The organism is Balneolaceae bacterium (assembly GCA_034521495.1).
GTDB lineage: Bacteria > Bacteroidota > Rhodothermia > Balneolales > Balneolaceae > Rhodohalobacter.
On sequence record JAXHMK010000022.1, the window covers coordinates 164,785 to 180,848 of the forward strand.

General features: G+C 42.1%; 14 protein-coding genes. 7 read left to right on the top strand and 7 right to left on the bottom strand.

Annotated features, from left to right (window positions below; genetic code table 11):
* Positions 1-162: 162 nt before the first annotated feature.
* Entirely contained in the window at positions 163-1,257 is a 1,095-nt protein-coding gene (locus U5K72_20135; protein ID MDZ7721142.1) for a Gfo/Idh/MocA family oxidoreductase, read from the bottom strand.
* Between the two features lie 281 nt (positions 1,258-1,538).
* Between U5K72_20135 and U5K72_20140 the strand changes: the two genes are divergently transcribed.
* From U5K72_20140 to ppc, 3 genes are all read left to right on the top strand, one after another.
* Positions 1,539-1,862 carry a hypothetical protein gene (locus U5K72_20140; protein ID MDZ7721143.1) on the top strand — a complete coding sequence of 108 codons (324 nt, stop codon included), beginning with the start codon at positions 1,539-1,541 and terminating at the stop codon, positions 1,860-1,862.
* A gap of 27 nt (positions 1,863-1,889) precedes the next feature.
* Positions 1,890-2,078, top strand: coding sequence for an alpha/beta fold hydrolase (locus U5K72_20145; protein MDZ7721144.1), 189 nt, complete (start codon positions 1,890-1,892; stop codon positions 2,076-2,078).
* A gap of 497 nt (positions 2,079-2,575) precedes the next feature.
* The gene (ppc, locus tag U5K72_20150) at positions 2,576-5,380 is read left to right on the top strand and encodes a phosphoenolpyruvate carboxylase (protein MDZ7721145.1); all 2,805 of its coding nucleotides are present in this window, start codon (positions 2,576-2,578) and stop codon (positions 5,378-5,380) included.
* Between the two features lie 500 nt (positions 5,381-5,880).
* On the opposite strand, the gene U5K72_20155 is transcribed toward ppc, so the two are convergent.
* Positions 5,881-7,326, bottom strand: a complete 1,446-nt coding sequence (locus U5K72_20155; protein ID MDZ7721146.1) for a sugar porter family MFS transporter — start codon at positions 7,324-7,326, stop codon at positions 5,881-5,883.
* Positions 7,327-7,794: 468 nt separating this feature from the next.
* Positions 7,795-8,355 (bottom strand): DUF1572 family protein, encoded by a 561-nt coding sequence (locus U5K72_20160; GenBank protein ID MDZ7721147.1) that lies wholly within the window; start codon positions 8,353-8,355, stop codon positions 7,795-7,797.
* Positions 8,356-8,485: 130 nt separating this feature from the next.
* On the opposite strand from U5K72_20160, the gene U5K72_20165 reads away from it, so the two are divergent.
* Both U5K72_20165 and U5K72_20170 read left to right on the top strand, forming a co-directional pair.
* Complete coding sequence (locus U5K72_20165) at positions 8,486-8,746, top strand: hypothetical protein (GenBank protein ID MDZ7721148.1); 261 nt, start codon at positions 8,486-8,488, stop codon at positions 8,744-8,746.
* A gap of 222 nt (positions 8,747-8,968) precedes the next feature.
* On the top strand, positions 8,969-9,187 hold the full coding sequence (locus U5K72_20170; protein MDZ7721149.1) for a cold shock domain-containing protein: 219 nt from the start codon (positions 8,969-8,971) through the stop codon (positions 9,185-9,187).
* A 116-nt stretch (positions 9,188-9,303) separates the two neighbouring features.
* On the opposite strand, the gene U5K72_20175 is transcribed toward U5K72_20170, so the two are convergent.
* The 4 genes from U5K72_20175 to U5K72_20190 form a co-directional block, all read right to left on the bottom strand.
* On the bottom strand, positions 9,304-9,738 hold the full coding sequence (locus U5K72_20175) for a TraR/DksA C4-type zinc finger protein (GenBank protein MDZ7721150.1): 435 nt from the start codon (positions 9,736-9,738) through the stop codon (positions 9,304-9,306).
* A 216-nt stretch (positions 9,739-9,954) separates the two neighbouring features.
* Positions 9,955-10,911: a sugar phosphate isomerase/epimerase gene (locus U5K72_20180; GenBank protein ID MDZ7721151.1), complete on the bottom strand. Its 957-nt coding sequence runs from the start codon at positions 10,909-10,911 to the stop codon at positions 9,955-9,957.
* Positions 10,912-11,069: 158 nt separating this feature from the next.
* Positions 11,070-11,918, bottom strand: a complete 849-nt coding sequence (locus U5K72_20185) for an aminotransferase class IV (GenBank protein ID MDZ7721152.1) — start codon at positions 11,916-11,918, stop codon at positions 11,070-11,072.
* Between the two features lie 593 nt (positions 11,919-12,511).
* A complete protein-coding gene (locus U5K72_20190) occupies positions 12,512-13,000 on the bottom strand; it encodes a metallophosphoesterase (protein MDZ7721153.1) in 489 nt (162 codons plus the stop codon).
* A gap of 275 nt (positions 13,001-13,275) precedes the next feature.
* Here U5K72_20190 and gatC point away from each other — a divergent pair, with 275 nt between their 5' ends.
* Entirely contained in the window at positions 13,276-13,566 is a 291-nt protein-coding gene (gene gatC / locus U5K72_20195) for an Asp-tRNA(Asn)/Glu-tRNA(Gln) amidotransferase subunit GatC (GenBank protein MDZ7721154.1), read from the top strand.
* Position 13,567: 1 nt separating this feature from the next.
* Positions 13,568-16,057, top strand: coding sequence for a YfhO family protein (locus U5K72_20200; protein ID MDZ7721155.1), 2,490 nt, complete (start codon positions 13,568-13,570; stop codon positions 16,055-16,057).
* The last annotated feature ends 7 nt before the right edge of the window (positions 16,058-16,064 follow it).

Below are 16,064 nucleotides of genomic sequence, written 5' to 3' on the forward strand. Positions count from 1 at the left end.
AATTTTAGAGAAGCAGAGATTCAAAGCTGGGTGTTTCGAAACAGAGTTTCGGAACAAGTAAAAAATGGGTTTGAAGTAGTTCAATGTGGACACACCCCTTGTTCAAATCAATCGGCTTCGCCGTTGATTCTCACTTTCCCCTCTCAAGAGGGGAGGAAAATCCTACAGCTCAATCCTCGATCGCCCATTCCTTGAACTCTCCATAATGGCATTTACAATCCGGATGTCATTCAGTCCCTGGCTGCCGGGTACTATTGGTGGCCGTCCTTCTTTGATAGCCAGTGCTTCAGCATCCATCTGTCGGGCTTGCTGGTGGCCGGGATCGGCAGGTAGATCAGTTCCGTCGCTGGTCTGTCCCTGTACTCCGCTGTATGATGACATCGGCTTCAGGTAGTACCAGCCATCTTCGGTATTTACATTCAGGTAGTTCATCGATTTGCCGAAACTTGTTTCGCCCGTGCAGATCATGCCGTTTGCAAATTCCAATTTAAAGTCGGTAATCTCATCCACTTCGGGGTAAACTTCCTTTCGAACCGTGCTTTGCCGCCCGTTAACAGCAATGGGTTCCATTTGAGTGGCATATCGAATGGCATTGATCGGATAGACGCCCATATCATACAAAGCACCTCCGCCAAGCTCGGCATTTTTTCTCCAATTGCCATCTTCATGATATCCGTCATACCCGGCGGCTGTTCGAACTTCTGTCACAGCTCCGTAGGTTTGTTCCCTGGCAAACTGCATAATTTTCTGAGTGTTCGGTTCATGATGCAGCCGGTATCCGATGGCCAGGCTCACATTATTCCGATTTACTGCATCAATAATGTTCTGGCACTCTTCCACATTCATAGCCATCGGTTTTTCGCACCATACATGTTTACCCGCTTCAGCAGCTATGATGGAATATTTAGCATGAAGGCCGGTTGGCAAAACAATATATACGATATCAATTTCATCGTTATTGGCTATCTCGTGCATATTCTCGTAGTTGTATACATTGCCATCGGGGATATTATATTTTTCCTGCCAAACCGGGATTTTTTCCGGCGATCCGGTTACAATTCCTCTTAATTCGCAATGTTCGGTTTGCTGCAGTCCGGGTCCCAATCGTCCCGTACTGTAACTTCCCAATCCTACCAAGGCTACACCCAGCTTCTCCCTGCTTTGCGGGATGATAATATTAGGTAATCCAATTGCCGATACAGCCAGCGCTGATCCTGTTTGTTTTAAAAAGGTTCTTCTTGAAATTGTGTTTGCCATAATGATGAATCTTAATAATTGATTAATGCTACTTCATTAAAATATGTAATTCGGTTAAATAACTGAAAATCAGAGCATCAAAAAGCAAGCAAATTATAATCTTTGGTTTTTACATATTTAGAAGGCTTTGCAAAACTATGACCGTCATCCTGAACTTGATTCAGGATCTCCTGATACTGGCTATAAAGACGAATGGAGAATCTGAATCGAGTTCAGATTGACGCATACCCACGGTTTTGCAAAGCCTTCATTTAATGTACAGTCAAAAAATTGGTTTTCTTATGGATAATAAAATATTTCAAAACGATCATGCTAAAGAGAAGCTTGAAGAGTGGTATCAGCTGTTTTTGAATAAGATCGATACTCCTACAGAATCCATCCAGGTAGAAACGTCATTTGGCACCAGTCATGTTTTGAAAGCGGGAGATGATTCCAAACCGGTACTTCTTTGCCTGCACTCCATGTTGACAAGCTCAGCTCATTTGGTTTCTGAGCTAAATCCATTATTGGATCATTATCAAATTTTTGCACCCGATCTGCCGGGCCAATTTGTTAGAGGGCCTGAAGTAAGATTTTCGTACAAAGACAACTCATTTTCAGATTGACTTTTCGAAATTGAGAGTGAATTCAGTTTGGAGAAGATCAACTTGCTTGGAATTAGTTTGGGTGGTTTTGCCGGCTTACAGTTTGCAAAAGTTTATCCAGGCAATGTAAATAATTTGATCCTGATTGTACCGGCGGGAGTTGTTTGCAGATCAATATGGGAAGATGTTAAGAAAATGGCTGTTCCGTCAATTTTGTACCGGTTCAATCAAACTTAGAAGAGGCTCAAGAAATTTGTAGATCCACTTCTTACAACCTGGGATGAAGATTGGGGGCCTTATATCGGTGATGTGTTCACCTTATTTAAACCCGATCTGAGAATTCTGCCTCTCATTTTTGAGGAGGAAATTAAAAAATGGGAAATTTCCACGCTTGTGTTTGCAGCGGAGAATGATATCTCTTTTCCCGGCAGGAAGATGATTCGAAGATTAAAATCGAACAACTCGGATATCCAAACGGAGTTGTTGGAAAATTGTAAACATTCCCCGCCAACGACGCCAAAATTCCGAATATGTTTATCCGGAAAAATTCTGGAATTTCTTGAGGGAGAGGGTGCAGTAAAATCAAAAAATTGAAAAAATGTATAAGTTCATTGTCAATTAAACTATGATATTGCAATAAAAGCGCTTCCCAACCTTTAAATCTTCAAAAGCATGATGATTTTATTAGCAATAATGGCTATCTATACCCCTACCAAATTTTAAAATGAGTTATAATGACCTGGAAAGAAACTATACGACATTACGCCGAATCTGCTAACATCAGTGATCCTTTAACTGCAAACCTTATTACTCTTACAGGATTTTTAGAAGAATACCTGCAGAATCGGGGTCAAAAATCACTCCGAGAATTAGCCGCAGAACTTCCTGAACTATCTGCAAAAGCGTTTAAAGATTCAGGTGAAAAATTTAATGAACAGCTTGTAGATCGGATCGAGCAGATGGATATCGATCAGATTCGTGGTTTACTTCGCCTTACAACTATTTTCTTTCACCTGGTTAACTCCCTTGAGCAGCACGAGATCATACGAATTAACCGGGAGCGGGCTAAAAAAATTGATCTGGATCATCCGCGTCCCGAGAGTATTGCCGATGCTCTGAAATTTTTCAAAAATAAGGGTATTAGTTACAATGATGCGCTGGAACTGTTCAAACAGATGGATATTCAGCCTACAATAACAGCTCACCCAACAGAAGCCCGCCGCCGTAGTGTGCTAAATAAACAAGAAAATATTACCGATATGATCGGTGATCTGGACGATCCGCGGCTAACACCCAACGAAAGAGATGCACAGCTCAAGCAGATTGTCAACGAAATTGCTCTTCTTATTTCGACCGATGAAGTGCGTTCCGAACGGCTTACAGTTGAAGATGAAGTAGAAAACGGTCTGTTTTACTTTACAAACTCTATCTGGAATACGGTGCCGCGATTGTATGATGACATTCGAAATGCTTTTACTCAACAGTACAACAAAACACCCGATCTGCCGATTGTACTAAAGTACCGGTCGTGGATTGGAAGCGATCGTGATGGAAACCCCAATGTAACAAGAGATGTAACCTGGCAAACTTTGATTGAACATCGGAAAAGTGCGCTGAAGTTATATCTGAATGAGTTGGAAAAAATCCGCAGGTATCTTTCCATTTCGAATAACCTGGTACCGGTTTCTGATGAGCTTAAAAAATCATTGAAAAAAGATGAGAAGGAAGTACCGCTCACAACGCAGTATAAAAGGCATTATAAAAATGAGCCTTACCGGAGAAAAATTACACATATCATGCATCGTCTCCGAAATATGCTGAATGATTTGAAAGGCAGTGAGCAGGAGATTTTAGAATCATCCAAATCATACAAAACCAGCGATTTTATTGACGACCTGAACTTGATTTCAGAATCTTTGATAAATGGCGGATTGGAGGATATTGCCAAATTTGGCGACTTTAATGATTTGGTAATCAGGGCCAATACATTCGGATTTCACTTGGCGGCTCTTGATATTCGTCAGCATAGTGGTGTGCATGAGAACGCCGTTAAAGATCTGTTGTCTGTTGCGAATGTTCATGAAAACTATTCCAGTTTAGGTGAAGAGGAAAAAGTGGATATCCTTATGCAGGAACTTCGGAATCCGCGTCCGCTGGCTCCTAAACATGCGAGGTTAAAACCGGCTACCGTCGAAATTCTGGACGTATTTCAGTTAATTAACCAGATTCTTGAGCTGGATAAAAATGCTTTTGGAAGCTATATCATCAGTATGACTCATGGTGTGAGTGATATGCTGGAAGTTGCAATTCTTGCAAAAGAAACGGGCTTATGGTGGCTTGAAAATGGAAGGGTAGGGAGTAAGATCGACATTGTTCCCCTTCTTGAAACCATTGAAGATCTGGATAAAGGAGCTGAGTTAACGGAAACAATCTTGACCAACGATCTCTACAAGCAACAACTGGAAGCCCGAAATAACTTCCAGGAGATCATGTTGGGATACTCAGACAGTAACAAAGACGGTGGCTACTGGATGGCTAACTGGGCGCTTCAAAAAGGACAGATGGAACTTGGCCGGGTGCTTCGAAAGCACGATGTTGATTTCCGGTTGTTCCATGGCCGTGGAGGAACGGTAGGCCGTGGTGGTGGCCGATCTAACCGCGCTATTTTGGCACTGCCGTCCATCAGTAATAATGGACGAATTCGATTTACCGAGCAGGGTGAAATTATCTCCTTCCGGTATTCCCTCCCGGATATAACCCGTCGCCATCTCGAACAGATTGTGAATGCCGTTGCCCGGGTAACTGGTGGCGAAGGCCAAAAAGAGATTAAAGAAGGTGATGAAACGGAAATCATCATGAACAAAATTTCAGAAGGTACGATGAAAGCCTATCGCGACCTGATTGACGATCCTGAATTTTGGGAGTGGTTTAAAAAAATTACACCGGTAGAGCATATTGGTAATCTTCCAATCGCTTCAAGGCCGGTGTCCCGGGGTGGAGACAAAGGGCTTGAATTTGACGATCTGCGGGCCATTCCGTGGGTATTCGGGTGGACACAGGTACGTTACAATGTTCCGGGTTGGTATGGATTGGGGGCTTCACTCGGCCCAATTATTGATGAGGATCCATCAGTGATGGAAACACTTAAAAAATGGTACAAGGAATGGAGTTTCTTCGGAACCATTGTGGATAATGCTCAACGAGAGCTTGCCCGAACACACGTATTAACAACCGAAATGTATACTAAAGATGCAGATCAGCGGCTGCATAAAACGATTTTGAAAGATTTCGATAAAACACGTGATATGATCCTGGAAATTACTGAACAGGAAAATATTCTGGACATGAGGAAAGTGATACAAAATTCAATTGAATTCAGGAATGTGTTTACATATCCGTTAAACCTGTTGCAGGTTGAACTATTAAACCGTTGGGAAGAGGCCGGTAAAAATGCGGATGAAGAGGAGATACTTGAATTAAAGCATGCAATGTTCTTGAGTATCAACGGTGTTGCTGCGGCGATGCAGAGTACAGGATAAAGGTGAGAATGTAGTCTTGAGTCTTGAGATTTGAAAAAACTGAAAATGGCGCACGCGTCTCGCTTGTGCCATTTTTTTGATCAATTTCTATAATTTCCCGTCTCCCGTCTCCCGTCTCACTTTTTCACCAAAACGGTATTCACTTTAATCAAAGATATTAGGTAACGGGTAAGCTGTGGCTGTATGGTGTAATTCGTAAATCTGCGAATGGGTTGATTCTGAATTGGTTTAAGGAAGGCTTTGCAAAACTCTGCCCGTCATCCTGAACTCGATTCAGGATCTCCAGATACTGGCTATAAAGGCGAATGGAGAATCTGAATCGAGTTCAGATTGACCAATAACCACGGTTTTGCAAAGCCCTCTTAAGATTCCAATCGAAACTATTCGTTCTGTGTCGTTTATAATAATTTTCAGTAACGGGCAAGCTGCCCGTTGTACAAATAAAAAAGCCCGATGATTTTAAATCACCGGGCTTTTTGATATTTAGAATTAAAGCTAAATCAGCTTTGCAGTTCGGCTTCGGCTTCGCGAGAAATATCCTCAAGTGTTTTTCCTTTGGTTTCGAGAACATATTTCTTAACGAATACAAAGGCTACAAGTCCGAAGAAGGCGTAGATTCCATATGAAAGCCCGAGCCCTATTCCGGCAAGCATAATCGGGAAGGTCATGGTAATGGTAAAGTTGGATAACCATTGTACCAATCCACAGATGGCAAGAGCGGCTCCACGGAATTGATTCGGGAACATTTCGCCAAGCATTACCCACATAACAGGACCCCATGAGAATGCAAAGAATGCCACATATCCATTGGCTGAAATGAGAGCGTAAATACCCATATTACCTTCAAGTATCAGATCTCCAGCGGCATTTACTCCTGCCGTACCAAATATAATAGCCAGTATACCGAGCATAACTGCCTGGCCAAGAGCACCAATAGCCAGCAGCGGTTTTCGTCCTACTTTATCTACCAGGGCAATGGCTACAAAGGTAAACACAATATTTACCGAACCGGTAATTACATTCTGCAACAATGCATCTGCTTCAGTAAATCCGGCAGCCTGCCACAAGGTTGAACCGTAATAGAAAACAACGTTAATACCTGTAAACTGCTGTAAGGCGGCCAGCCCGATTCCAACCCATACAAGTGGATGAACACCCCCGGTTGCTTCAACAATGATATCCCGCATACTTGGGCGGTGATCTTTTCTCAGGGTAGATTTAATATCGGCCACTTTCGCTTCTGCATCTACTGTATCCGAGAGACTTGTAAGAACATCTTTTGCTTCATCAATCCTTTCAGCCGCCACCAGATATCTTGGGGATTCAGGGATAAAAATGAGTGCAAATAAAAAGATAGATGCAGGAGTAATTTCAACCCAAAACATCCACTGCCAGGTTTGAAATCCCCACCAGTGCAGTTCAGAAGCTCCGCCAGACATTCCGGCGAGCCAGTAGTTACTTAAGAAAGCAACAAATAGCCCGATTACAATCATCAGTTGTTGAAGAGTAGCAAGACTTCCGCGGATTTTAGCCGGCGCAATTTCACTGATGTAAGCCGGTGTAAGAATACTGGCCGCGCCAACGGCAAGCCCGCCAACAATACGTGCCATTACAAATTGAAATGATCCGCCGGCAACGCCTGATCCCCATGCACTTAGAATAAATGCCAGGGCTGTTGCAATCATTACGGGTTTACGCCCAAATTTATCAGCCAGAGTTCCGGCAAAAAATGCACCCACAGCACAGCCAAGTAGCATTGATGCCACGTTGAATCCTGTACCCGCTGCATCAGAATTGAATGCAAGCTGAAGTGCATCTACGGTACCATTAATAACTCCACTGTCAAAGCCAAATAGAAAGCCTCCTATTGCAGCAACGAGGGAAAGGAATAGTACCCGTCCTACATTCCCGGTTCCTTCCACTATTGCATCGTCCTGTGTTTTCATACTCATCCGGTTAATTAGATTATTAATTTATTGAGAACATTATCCCATTTTTTTGGGAAAATTCAAATCTTCATTAAAGACAATTTACAAAGCATCGGTTCGCAATGCATGGTTAAATGCAGATTCCATAAGAAGATTGGCGTTTAGATGTTTTTTTAAGAGAATTCGTTTACCGATTGCCTAAAAAAGTGACCTTCCCCGCGAGGGATCCCCCAACTGGCGCAAGTGTTAAGCGAAGCGTCACTTGTGCCCCTTTCCTTTTGCAAAAAAACATGGACACAAGTAACATCCTTGACGTACGGTTGGTAGAATCATTCTTCCGGTAAGACAAACCCTGCATTATTCCAATGCATTTTTTCAAATACCGGATTTAACACTTGCACCAGTTTGGGTGAACACGTTAAGAGAATAAAAATCTATTTTGCAAAACCCTATTAAGATGAAAATGTGTCCTCCGCGACAGTGCTCTTATTTCCTGTCTGTGTATAATCCGCGGCTTTTTTCGCGACTGAATTTCTTTCGGTTGTACTCTTCTGTTTCTCCTTTTGGGATGGAAAGGCTTTGCCAGTCATCACCGGCAAATATTTTAGCAAGGTACACAATCTGTCCGGTGTGATAGGCTACGTGGGCAAGATGACGTTCAATGGCTTCAATCAACTTATGACCATCATTTCGAATGTAAATAATGGAGTCAAGTTCATTATCTTCAATGGAATCGAGTGCCTCAAACAGAACACCCCAGCCTTTCTCCCAATACTCCATCAGCTCGTTCTTTGATTCAAAATCATCCACAAACTCTGTTTCGCGGTTCCTCCAGGGTTTTTCTCCGTCTTCGGTTCTGAAGTTTGTCCAGCGGGAGATCATATTACCGGACAGGTGCTTCATCAGGATGGCAATGGAGTTTTGATTTTTTTGAATCTGTTCGTGAATCCGATCATTTGAAATTTGGTTGATCGATTTCTCAGTTAGTGATTTGTAATATTGAAATAGTTGAATAGTGCCATCCAGTCGATGTTCATATTCACTCATAATATTCACCCTTTTTATTGAAAGATTTCCAGTACTATACAATAAGTAATTTGTTTGAGAGTATAATAAAGTAGAAGTTCTCAAGCAGAAGCTGATTTAAAGCAGATATTTATCCAAAGCAATTATTCAGATGATTACACTACACCGATATAAAGATGATGAACGAGCCGAAAAGATCGAGGAAAAATTACAAGATCTAATTTTGGCTTACAATATTGAAGATTTAGAGGATGAACAAGCGGAATCTTATATAGAGGATAGCGGGAAAAAAATTCGCGGAGAGGAGGAACTCGAAGCCTGGTTCAGAGAACTTGAAGATGAATTAAATTGGCAACGTTCAATTAGCGGAGATGGCTGTTATATTCACCCCGAATCAGGTAAAATTTGTTAAATGATTATTTCAGGAAGACTTTGAAAAACGTTTTTTAAAAAATTAATTTTCAGGTTTGTTTGCAATGCTTATAGCATTTGGTAAACAGAACTTATATATTCGCAATAACATAACACCTTAGTAAAGCCCTTCTCAGGACGAGTGAGTAAACCCAACTCAAGTTTTTTGAATCTTTTCTTGGGTGCAATCAACAATACATAATTTAATATCTAAGTAATAACAATGAGTCAACAAGGAAAAGTAAAATGGTTTGACGCTGAGAAAGGATTTGGATTTATCCAGCCAGACGACGGCGGCAAAGATATTTTTGTACACAGAAACAATGTAGAGAACTTAGGACCCAACCAAGGTCTTGAAGATGGAGAAGAAGTAGAATTCGATGTTGAAGAAACACCGAAAGGACTGAGTGCCGTAGAAGTACGTAGTCTTACCTACGAATAATTTTTTAAGTCAATTAAAAAAGGAAAGCCCGCCTCAATCCGAGACGGGCTTTTTTTTATTTCCGGAACCCCTGCCGGAATATTTCTTCTCGTTGATTTTTTCTCTCTTTTTGTACGTTAGGACATTACAACTCTCTTGTCTAATCCACTGTTTTTAGCAGCAATACTGTACCTGGTGTGTGGTGCAAATTCAAGGCGTTCCTTTTCAATAGGTTGCCCGGTTGCCCGGCAGATTCCATAGGTTCCGTTATCAATTCTCTCAAGTGCTCTGTTTAGCTGACCGATAAATTTTCTATTTCTCTCGATAAGTCGGTTTGTAAGATCTACGCTCTCTTCAATGCTCCCCATGTCGCTCATATGATGATCAATAGAAGATGCATCATCTGTTTCTGATGAACGTTGCTCTTCAAGTGAATTTAAAAGGTATTCCAGTTCATCCCGGGCCTCTTGTCTTTTACGAATAATCAGTGATTCAAAGTATGCAAGTTCTGTTTCGTTGAGAACAGTTTTAAGGTCTTCTCTTGTCTGAGGAAATTTATGTGCTTCCATCATCTTAGGGTTATGTAGTTGTTAATTTGTTTACATAACAATACCAAAAATGACTATACACAGTAATAAGGGAATCCCTTAATGCAGCCTGAGTGTAAGTATGACAGAGGGGTCTTTAATTACTTTAACGATTTGTTATCTGATTGAGCAGCCAGAATAAAGGTGAAAGAGATAAAACCCCGCCTGAATAGACGGGATTTACTTTTTTTGCCACTTCGTTCAGGCAGTTTTTCTCGCCGCTTTTGCAAGATTGTTTTCTATCAAATAGTCAATACTTTCTCCGGCGGCCTGGAATACATCGATCTCGCTTTCATCCAGTTCAACGACCATCCAGGTGTGAGAGTCGCCGCAAGCCTGGACTATCTCTTCAAAATTCTGTGTTCCCTGTCCAACGGGTACCATCGGATCATGAGGGCCTTCACCCAAATCTTCAGACCATTCGGCATCCCCATCTTTTATATGGAGAAACTCCACACGGTCGCCATATTTTCTGATGATATCCGCAGGATCCTGCCCGGCCGTTTTTACCCAATAAGTATCAATCTCAAAAAATATATCGTCGCTGATATAATTCACAAGCGTTTCAAACGGATAGGTGCCATTATCGCCTACTTTCATTTCCCACCAGTGGTTGTGCAGGCCAAACTGCAAGCCGTTGGATTGCAAAAACTCACTGGCTTCATTGTAAATTTCAGCAAGTTCTTTAGTTCCATCTTCGGTCTGATAGCGTTCATCTTCAGGCCAGCCGTGCCAAATAACCTTATCATTACCATAAGCTTCAGCTCGTCGCAATGCCCGTTCACCCACTTCACCGACCGGTATCTGGCTGTGCATAGAGCTTACCGAGAGGCCGGCATCCCTTAGCATTTGTCCTACTTCTTCATAGTTCATCTCTTCTGAAAAATCATAGGTTTCAACATATTTGTATCCCAGATCTGAAATTCGCCGGAGCGTTCCCGGAATATCTTCATTCAGTTGGTTTCGAAATGTGTACAGTTGAACGGAAACTGTATGCAGCGGATCGGATTGAGTCACATCTTGATCCATTTGAGCCGAGTCTCCCTCCCCGGAACTGCATGCGCTTAGCAAATAAGATGAGCCAAACAGTGCCGATACACTGCCAACCCCAAGATTTTTCAGAAATTTTTTTCGGGAATATTCTTTTTTGGATTTCATAGGTATGGTTTTTTAGAGGGTCAATTGCACATTGAACAGATCATTTGACCGTTCAGAGCACAACAATCAAGCTGATAGTTTTGCAATACGAAACAAAAAATGTAAAATAGATTCTCAAAGCAACCCGAGAAAAAAAGTAGAACTGGAATACTTTCAGACTATGCATGTAACAACTTCCAGTGTTCTTCCTGGATCGCTTTAACAACGGGCCCAGGTTTACCGGTACCAAGATTCTTCCCGTTAATTACAGTTACCGGTTGAATGTCCGTAGTCGTACCTGAGAAAAAGAGCTCATCAAGTTCAAACAGTTCTTCCTCGCGGATTGGGTTCAAGTGAACGGGAATGTCCAGTTTATCGGCAATTTCCAGAACAACTTGTCTTGTTATTCCACTCAAAATATAGTTTGATTCCGGATAGGTATAGAGTTCCCCATCTTTCACTCCAAAAATATTGGCATTCGGGCTTTCGGTAATCACTCCGTCGCGAATCAACAGTGCACTGTTTACACCTGCATCCTGAGCCTGTTGCTTGGCAAGGGTATTGGGGAGAAGCTGTACTGTTTTGATATTACAACGCGTCCACCGAACATCTGCAAGAGTAATGACATCCACACCGGTTTCATGCAGTTCGGTGTGTGGTGTAAACGCACTGGCTGATAGATAAATAGACGGTTTTACGGCAGGATTTGGAAATGTGTGAGTGCGTGGCCATGCTGTACCGCGCGTAATTTGAAGATAGATGGCTGCCTCTCCTTCAAGCAAGTCATTTTTTTCCAGGAGTTCACGGCTGATCTTCGGAATATCATCAAGAACAGAATGATTAATATTAATTTTAAGTGATTTTAATCCCTGCTCTAATCGTTCAAGGTGCTCCTTTTCCCGGAAGGGTTTACCATTTATAATTCGGGTTACTTCATAAACACCATCTCCAAAAATAAAGCCGCGATCAGCGACAGAAACTTTCGCTTCATTATGTTCAACAAATGATCCGTTTAAATATACCTGCATCGTATTATTTTAATTTGATATTGACTTGCAATGATAAATCTTTTCAGTCAAAATTGGTATTTAAATCCTGTATTAATCAAATAAAAAGACTGATATGAGCTTCTCCGGCCTCAACAAACAAGTATACTCATCTGATGATTTGTGGGTTAAGTTAGTAAGACTCGCCAGCCCAAAAACCCAATGAGCAGGCGAGGCAATGTACGCCGGACAGCTTGCCCGGCACGACAGATTTAGTATTGGCAACGTCCAGGTGTGCGTTTTAATAGATAATTCAGACATCCTGCTTCACCCGCATCAATAGTTTTGAGTTGATGAGTAACGAGCTGGCAGCCCGTTGTACATGTACGCCAGACAGCTTGTCCGGCACGATACTTAAAGATTAGGATAGAGAAAGTTGATGTAGGTTGTAGATCAACAAACAGGGATTCAACCCAGCGTATTTACCAATAATTTGGGATGGTCAGTAACGGGCAAGCTGCCCGTTGTACATGTATGCCGGACAGCTTGTCCGGCCACTGATTATTAAAATAAAATTTGTAGAAACGGATAGAGTCTGTCCCGAACACTTTGAGGGCTGCCCGATGCACTTTAAATTATCCCAACTCCTTAAACCGAACTTTTCGTGTTTCGGTATCAAATGTGGCAACCATAGGATCTGCATCGAAGCCATTCACACTTCCCGGGTTGATTGAAAGAGTATCACCAATGGTGTCCACCTTAGGCTCGTGTGTATGGCCGGATATCACAACATCATATTTTCCACACAACTCCAGGCTCTCCGTAATTTCCGGATATGTACCATGATAGACGCCGAATGTTATCCCGTCCTCTTCAATTCTGGAGAAATCACCGTAAAGTGTACCGTTGATCATATCAAATTTTTTCATCAAAAGGTATTTGTCACCATCATTGTTTCCAAAAACACCGTGCAGATCTAATTCCTCAAATAGGGGAATGATAAACGGACTGCAATAATCACCGGCATGAATTACCCGTTTGATCCTATTCTCCTTAAAAAAGGAAACTGCTTTTTTGACATGTTCTATGTGATCATGTGAGTCTGAACAGATACCTATTTTCATGATAATCGGGGTTTCTAAATTAATACGAATAAGAGTTTAAAGAACAAATCCACGGATCTTCATGAAGAATCACGCTTATGCTTTTATCAAATCTTTATTAACTTGTCCATTCAATTTAAAAGTACCAAAGACTTCCGAAGTCTGTGTAAACTTTTTTAAACTGATAAACGCAAATCAAAAAATAAACCGTTTTTAAAGAATCTGGAGACTTCGGAAGTCTGTTTTAATTAAATATAGCAACACAATTTTTCAACCAAGAATTTAGATTTCTGATCATGTCCGTAACAAAAGATGATGTACAATATGTAGCCAATCTTGCACGGCTGCAACTCACCGATGAAGAGGCCGAGAATTTCAAAGAGGATATGAATGATATTCTTGGATATATCGATCAACTGAATGAGTTGGATACAGAAGATGTGGAACCTCTGGAGCACGTGACGGAAATTACAGCCAGTAAATTCAGAGAAGACGAAGCCAAAGAGCCTATCAGCCACGAAGACGCCCTGAAAAACGCCCCGGACGCCGATTCTGACTATTTCCGTGTTCCAAGAGTCATAGAATAAAATGGCAAGACGTAAAGGAAAACAGGGTGGGCCGGAACCGGATTTTTGGGATAAATTGTCCACAGGAAAACAGCATCTGCTGGCTCTTGGATTTCTGTTTCTGCTGCCTTTCTTTTTACATTTTTCTTCCACTCTGGGCGGTCAGCAGTATATGGGGAGTGATGTTATTCAATGGCGTGCCGGTGCGGAGAGTTTAATTGAATATAAAGAGGAAACCGGAGAGATAGCCCACTGGGCTACCAATATGTTTTCGGGAATGCCGGCGAACACCATCTCCCATCCGCCGAAGGTGATGAACCTGGACAACACACTTCTCAGCTTTCTTGATTTTATCTACCCGGCCGCGCAGATGTGGATTTTGCTGGGTGGTGCCTATCTAATGTTTATTATGTTGGGCAGCCGTCCTCTCTCAGCTGTTTTCGGGGCGATTGCCATTGGGTTTACAACGTATGTTGCATTGATTATCGGTGCCGGCCATAAGGCAAAATTTGTGGCATATATCTATATTCCATGGCTCTATGTGGGATATCTGATGATTACCCGATCACAGAAAAACAGGTGGATCTCATTTTTTATATTTGCACTGGCGCTCACACTTCACCTTCGTGCATACCATCCCCAAATAACTTACTATTTCCTGTTTCCGCTCGGAACTCTTTTTATTTACGATTGGGTAAAAGCCATTAAAGAAGATCAGTCAAAAAAATTCCTGAAATATTCAGGGTGGCTTGTAGGAGCTGGTATTGTAGCTATTTTCATCACATTTCAGATGTACTGGAGTACACTGGAATATTCCCCCTACAGTATGCGCGGAGGAACGGCGGCGGCAGGTACAGATGGCTTGGCCAGGGATTACGCGTTTGGATGGTCGCAGGGTTGGGGGGAGCTTTTAACACTGCTGATACCCGGAGCTTACGGCGGATCTGAACTTTACTGGGGACCTAAATCATTTACCAGTGGTCCTCACTATTTTGGTGCGTTTGCCTTTCTCTTTTTTATGTTTGGTTTGATGAAATCTTCCCACAAATTTAAGCACCTTTTCCTCTGGCCGGGAGTTGCAGCGGTTCTCTTTTCACTTGGTGAACATTTCGGCCTGTTGAACAACCTGATGTTCGGGTTTTTCCCTTTGTTTGATAAATTCCGGGTTCCGGAAACCTGGTTAATCATGGCAATTTTCTGCTTTTCTGCAATTTCCGTTTTTGGCCTGGACTGGCTTATTACTGAGATCAGGAAGCGCATGCAGAAAGGGAACTGGAAGATGCCGCTATTTATCAGTTCTGCTATCGCTCTGGGTGCTATTTTGATTGCATTACAAGGACTCTCCTTTGAAAAACCGGGAGAACGCCAACAACTTGAACAGAGGGTTGCAGTTCAGAATAATGTTTCTGTAGATGATCCGAGAGTCTCTCAAACGGTATCGAATCTGCTTCAAACACAAATAATCCCCGAACGCAAAGATCTGGCTCAGAAAGATGCGATTCGATTTGCATTGCTGTTTGTGATCGGGGCTGGAATTATATGGGCAATGGGAGCCGGTAAAATACCGATCTCTGCCGGCGCCATTTCATTATGTGTGATTCTTGCATACGATTTAATGAGCGTGGACAAACGCTACATGAGTGAAAGTGCATTGGTTGATGATGACACATCGCGTGAGGAAGTCATACAACAGCGCCAGCGCGGACTGGACCAATTCGTGTCCGAGAATGTATCCCACGAAGAGGGTTGGGAATACAGGGTCTTTCCTATTCTCGATAACCCGTTTAATAATGCAATTCCCGCTTATTTTTATCCGTCGGTTGGAGGATATTCGGGAGCTAAATTGGGCTATTACCAGGATTTGATTGATAGATATTTTCGGGATTTTATTGGCCAGATGTACAGATCGGGGGCAACAAATGCCAATACCGGTGTTTTAAATATGCTGAATGTAAAATACGTGACCGCTCCACAACCGTTTTCTCCGCCGGGTTTTGAGGTTGTACATCCAACTGATCAGGGAGTGGTGATGGAAAACTTGAATGTACTCCCCAAAGCCTTTTTTGCGGATTCTGTGGCTGTGATGGAAAATCAACAGGAGGTTTTGAATCAACTAACGGGTGATTTCGATCCAACTAAAACTGCATATGTTACACAAGAATCTTCGTTGAATATTCAAGCGGATAGTACCGCCTCTGTTACAGTTACTGAATATAATCCAAATTATATTTCACTGGATATTTCCCGTTCTGAACCCGGTTTTTTAGTGCTTAGCGAAATCTGGTATCCCCCGGGCTGGACAGCTACTTTGAATGGAGAAGAGATGGATATCATCAGAACGAACTATGTGCTTCGGGGATTTGAAATTCCCGCTGGTAATCATACTCTTGAAATGACGCTTGAACCGGTTTGGTATACCACAGGAAAATGGATAGCGCGATTTGGGAACCTGCTTTTGTTTGGTATGGGGGCGATTGGGATATTTATATTCTTTAGAAATAGAGATACTTAAGTGAAGT

Bases quoted from the DNA above. Each gene is read 5' to 3' on its own strand.
- U5K72_20165 (MDZ7721148.1), top strand. From the start codon at position 8,486: ATGATTACACTACACCGATATAAAGATGATGAACGAGCCGAAAAGATC.
- U5K72_20185 (MDZ7721152.1), bottom strand. From the start codon at position 11,918: ATGCAGGTATATTTAAACGGATCATTTGTTGAACATAATGAAGCGAAA.
- U5K72_20180 (MDZ7721151.1), bottom strand. From the start codon at position 10,911: ATGAAATCCAAAAAAGAATATTCCCGAAAAAAATTTCTGAAAAATCTT.
- U5K72_20140 (MDZ7721143.1), top strand. From the start codon at position 1,539: ATGGATAATAAAATATTTCAAAACGATCATGCTAAAGAGAAGCTTGAA.
- U5K72_20170 (MDZ7721149.1), top strand. From the start codon at position 8,969: ATGAGTCAACAAGGAAAAGTAAAATGGTTTGACGCTGAGAAAGGATTT.
- U5K72_20155 (MDZ7721146.1), bottom strand. From the start codon at position 7,326: ATGAAAACACAGGACGATGCAATAGTGGAAGGAACCGGGAATGTAGGA.
- ppc (MDZ7721145.1), top strand. From the start codon at position 2,576: ATGACCTGGAAAGAAACTATACGACATTACGCCGAATCTGCTAACATC.
- gatC (MDZ7721154.1), top strand. From the start codon at position 13,276: ATGTCCGTAACAAAAGATGATGTACAATATGTAGCCAATCTTGCACGG.
- U5K72_20200 (MDZ7721155.1), top strand. From the start codon at position 13,568: ATGGCAAGACGTAAAGGAAAACAGGGTGGGCCGGAACCGGATTTTTGG.
- U5K72_20175 (MDZ7721150.1), bottom strand. From the start codon at position 9,738: ATGATGGAAGCACATAAATTTCCTCAGACAAGAGAAGACCTTAAAACT.
- U5K72_20190 (MDZ7721153.1), bottom strand. From the start codon at position 13,000: ATGAAAATAGGTATCTGTTCAGACTCACATGATCACATAGAACATGTC.
- U5K72_20135 (MDZ7721142.1), bottom strand. From the start codon at position 1,257: ATGGCAAACACAATTTCAAGAAGAACCTTTTTAAAACAAACAGGATCA.
- U5K72_20160 (MDZ7721147.1), bottom strand. From the start codon at position 8,355: ATGAGTGAATATGAACATCGACTGGATGGCACTATTCAACTATTTCAA.